Here is a 4659-nt window from a genome sequence, read left to right as displayed (position 1 = left end):
AATCTGAATGGCTCTCTGAGTCTGATTCGCTTTCTGAAGAAGAATCTGATTCACTATCTTCGAAGTAGCCATTATCAATAGTGAAATCATCATGATCTGTAATTGTTACATGTACATCTTCACCATCAGCATCTTTGGCGTCATCATTACCAGAATTAACTGATGTTTGTGTAAGACCTTCTGGTTTATCAAAATGAACTGTGTAGTCACCACTATCTAAGTCATCAAAGCGATACTTCCCATTTTCATCAGTTTCAGTTGCTTTTAATGTGTTACCTTCACTATCTTTTAAAGTAACTTTAACACCTTTAATACCTTTTTCATCATTGTCTTGGTAACCATCTTTATTAGAATCGTACCATACATAATCACCTAAGCTGTATTTAGAAGGCGTTTTGTAGAATCCACTATCTAAAGTCCAGTTGTCAGCATCTTTAATTGTACCAACCGTACTTAAGCCATTAGAATCGACTTCTGCATTATTACCTTCATAAGCTTTAGTTGCTGTGTATCCTTCAGGTGTTTTGAAATTAATAACATAATCACCATTTTGTAAATCATTAAATTCATACTTACCTTCAGAATTAGTCGTTGTAGTTTCTACTGTACCATTTGGACGTGTAAGCGATACTTCTACACCCTCGATACCATGTTCATCTTCGTCTTGGATACCATTTTTATTTGTATCTTCCCAAACATAGTCACCTAGGTTATAAAGTTTTTCATTGCCAGTAGCAACTCCGTTTGCTCCTAAGCGTTCAACCGTATTATCGTGTGCATAAAAGTCTGTAGTACCTTCTGCATTTTCATTTTCCATAATGACACGTGTACGTAAATCTTGACTTGAACTTGGATCAATTTTAGAAGTAACTTTGACAATATAAGGGTGATCAATGTGACCAAAATCTATTTGTGCTTTTTTATCACCTTTTTGGTTAATTCCAAAGTTGCCAGTTACATCTTCAAAGTCTTCATCATTTATATGGAAACTTGGCACAATATTATCAGATGACTTAGCATCCAATATTTCAATTTTAGTATCATCTGGATTTAATAGTGTACTACTATCATTTACATCTTCTTGGTATCCTTGGATTGTTAAACGTGTATTATAACTATCTTCAGATTTAGGATTCACATAAATATATTGAGTATAGTCATGTGAACCAACATTAAATAAGTCTGCTTTTGTAATTAATGAACTAGTGTTAGCAACTACATGTCCCTCATCGTAGTTGTTGTATACAACTTTCATTGGTTTAGAAACAGTTTTGTCTGCAATATTATAGTTTAAGTCATAATCTCCACTTGTTTTAGCATTTTTTCTATCAATAAATTGAGGAATTTCAAATTGACCTTTAATATTATTTTTCTTATTTACATAGTCAGTAAAAGTGTACACTAATTTCTTAGTTTCTGTATCGTAAACACCGTTTGCTACAACTTGCTCCCCATCATTGATAGTTGGATAAATTTTATTATTTGCTGCTTTATAGTCTGCAATACCATTAAAATCAGCATATTCCGGCATATCTACTGTGAAGTAATCACCTTTGTTAACTTTACCGTCAACTTCGAATGATACATTTGTTGAAAAACCTTGTCCATTGTTCGGTTCAACATACTCTTTATCAGCATTAACAGAATTGACCTTAATTGAATCATTAACATTTTTACCTTGCTTTTGAGCTTGTGAGTTATCAGATGAAACTCTAGAAGGTGAATCAACTGAACGGGTATTTGTTAATGCAGTTGGTTCTGCATAAGTCACAATATTATCCTCGCTATGATTAGATGAATTATCATTATCTGTACCTTGTTTAGAATTATCTAATACTTCGGAATCAACCTCTGGATTTGAAGTCGAATTGTCTGTGCTCTTTTCTTTTGATGGTGCTTCATTTGTTGCCTCATTACTTGGTGCTTCTTCTCTTGATGGTGCTTCATTTGTTGCTTCATTACTTGGTGCTTCTTCTTTTGATGGTGCTTCACCTACATCACTATCAGCTACATTTGCTGTAGTATTTGATTCTTGATTCTTTTCTGCTGCATGCGCCTCATTTCCAATCCCAAATAATAGAGTAGACCCTACTAATATAGATGCCGTACCGACTGTGAATCTTCTAATTGAATACTTATTCAATTTGTTAGGTAAAAAGTCTAATTTCTTTTTCAACAAAAACACTCCTTTTTTTAATTTATAGAATCCTAAATCCTACATTATAAAATTAGCAAAAGTACAATTATTTAGCAATACTATGTTATATTAAAGTGTATTATAAAGTGTATTATTTTTATTAATTTTAGCATTTATTCGGATAATCAGAACTTTCATATAGTTAATGTACATATTAAATTCTTAGATATAATATTTCTATAATTTAAATCAATATTCTAATGAATTGTGGTAATAAAAGCCATCTTAAAATACGTCTTAAGATGTTTTTTATTTATATATCTTATAACAAAGCGTAAATAAACAAATATGACAAGGCCATAAGTTATTTTATCATAAAGATAAAAGGTGTTAAATCTTGAACTTTTAAATTTTTGTTATCTCAAATTAAAAACCTCATCACTTATGATATGCTTCACCACGCATAATTTTGAAGGCGCGGTAGATTTGCTCGATTAAGACTACTCGCATCATTTGGTGTGGGAAGGTCATTTTGCTGAAGGAGAGTGCGTAGTTGCTGCGGTTTAAGACATCTTGGTGTAGGCCATTTGATCCACCTATGACGTAAACAAAATCGCTTTGTCCTTGGGTCATACGTGTTTGTAATTCTTTGGCTAATCCTTCTGATGACAACATTTTACCTTGTATTTCTAATGTGATGACTGTGGATTGTGGTTTGATTTTGGCGAGTAGTCGTTGGCCTTCTTTTTCTTTTACTTGTTCTATTTCTTTGTCGCTCATATTTTCTGGGGCTTTCTCATCTGGAACTTCTATAATTTCAACTTTGGTATAAGGTCCTAGTCGTTTCTCATATTCTGCTATTGCTTGTTTCCAATATTTTTCTTTTAGTTTTCCTACTGACAGGATTGTAATTTTCATTTTATCCTCCATGTAAATATGTATGATTTATCCAACTTATCCACAAATTATTCACTTGTGCACACTATTCCCTCTTATTATAACAATAATATTTATACTTTCTTAATTATTTTTGAGATTTATACACATTTCCTGTGTAATAACCTGTTATTTTGTGGATAACTCTGTGTATAATGTGGGTATTTTTGTGTGTATTGTACACAATACTGGATAACTATGGACATTTTAGTGGATAACTTTGAGGGTGTCTAAACTCAATAATTACATTTATAGCATATATATAACCTAATTTTAAGACTAACTTACGTATTATTTTCCTCATTTTTCATTACTTTTCCACAGAATATTTTCAAAAAAAGAACCTACTTAAGAAAGATACTTAAGTAGGTCAGGTGTCTTACTGTTATTCAATTATAAAGTATAAATTGGTGTAGCTTGAGCTTTATCCGTATCGCAGAGAAGTACTTCTTTCTCAGTATCAATATCATGTTCATTTAACACTTGGCCGACACTCATACGAGCAAGATCCTTCATGTTGTTGTCTTGAGATAAGTGAGATAGGTAAATACGCTTCGTGTTACCTGTGATGACGTCTGTCATAGCGAGACCAGCATCTTCGTTAGACACATGTCCCATATCACTTAAAATTCGTTGTTTCGTCTTCCAAGGATAGCGACACATGCGTAACATATCAACATCGTGATTACTCTCGAACATGAATGCATCGCTACCACGAATCATGCCTTTCATACGGTCTGACACATAGCCTGTGTCCGTCAGTATCGTGAATTTCTTATAGTTATTGTTGAAAATATAGAATTGTGGGTCAATCGCGTCATGTGAGACGTTGAATGACTCGATATCGAATCCTGCGATAGATTTCGTTTCATATGGATTGAAGATGAATTTCTGATCCATTGGGATTCGGCTATCTTTCTTTTCAATGGCTTTCCATGTATTCTCATTTGCATAAATTGGAAGGTTATATTTACGTGCGAGAACTCCAAGTCCTTTGATGTGGTCGATATGTTCATGTGTGACTAGAATGCCGTTTAGATCCTTGATATTTCGATCAATCTGGCTAAATAGCTCTTCCATTTTCTTGCCGGTTAGACCTACGTCTACAAGTAGGCTACCTTTCTCACTTTCTACGTAAGTGGCGTTACCTGTACTACCACTTGCTAATACACTCATACGTATCAAGCGACTTCATCCTTTCTAATATGTACAATCTGTATTTGTTTGAGAATTGTTTGTGCGGTACGGGTGAGACGTGCATTTGGTTCTAGTAGTTCTTAAGTTTTATTTTACTTTTTTGCACGTTAATGTGAGTTATAAATGAGGTTTCGAGGTGTGTTGATTCTAAATATGAATTCTCGAAACGAAACGTTCTCTAAAATTCCTTTATATTATACTATACCAATTTTAAGAGGTGTGTGCCAATTGTCAGTTTATGAATAATTAGTGTCGTGGAATATCATTTTTTGACCGCTTCGTTATAGCATAAAGAAACGACCACTCTGTTTCGGGGAGTGGTCGTTTATGATGAACGTTATTGTACTGAGTGTTGCAGGAATGATAGACGGGCTTCAGTGAGCAGGTTT

3 protein-coding genes are annotated in these 4659 nt (G+C 33.5%); all 3 read right to left on the bottom strand.

The window, feature by feature from the left end:
* Positions 1–2176 (bottom strand): SdrD B-like domain-containing protein (locus tag HMPREF2642_RS01995; protein ID WP_070597614.1); only part of this gene is annotated, 2176 nt, incomplete at its 3' end.
* Between the two features lie 399 nt (positions 2177–2575).
* Entirely contained in the window at positions 2576–3055 is a 480-nt protein-coding gene (gene rlmH / locus HMPREF2642_RS01990) for a 23S rRNA (pseudouridine(1915)-N(3))-methyltransferase RlmH (RefSeq protein WP_030065546.1), read from the bottom strand.
* 411 nt (positions 3056–3466) lie between these two features.
* The gene (locus tag HMPREF2642_RS01985; protein ID WP_030065548.1) at positions 3467–4249 is read right to left on the bottom strand and encodes an MBL fold metallo-hydrolase; all 783 of its coding nucleotides are present in this window, start codon (positions 4247–4249) and stop codon (positions 3467–3469) included.
* Positions 4250–4659: the final 410 nt, after the last annotated feature.

The organism is Staphylococcus sp. HMSC055A09 (genome assembly GCF_001809655.1).
In the GTDB taxonomy this organism is placed as follows: domain Bacteria; phylum Bacillota; class Bacilli; order Staphylococcales; family Staphylococcaceae; genus Staphylococcus; species Staphylococcus capitis.
Note: the sequence above shows the minus strand (reverse complement) of the source record. Positions and strands in the feature narration are given on the sequence as shown.

Coding starts and splice junctions, on each gene's coding strand:
- rlmH (WP_030065546.1), bottom strand. CDS start 3,055: ATGAAAATTACAATCCTGTCAGTAGGAAAACTAAAAGAAAAATATTGG.
- HMPREF2642_RS01985 (WP_030065548.1), bottom strand. CDS start 4,249: ATGAGTGTATTAGCAAGTGGTAGTACAGGTAACGCCACTTACGTAGAA.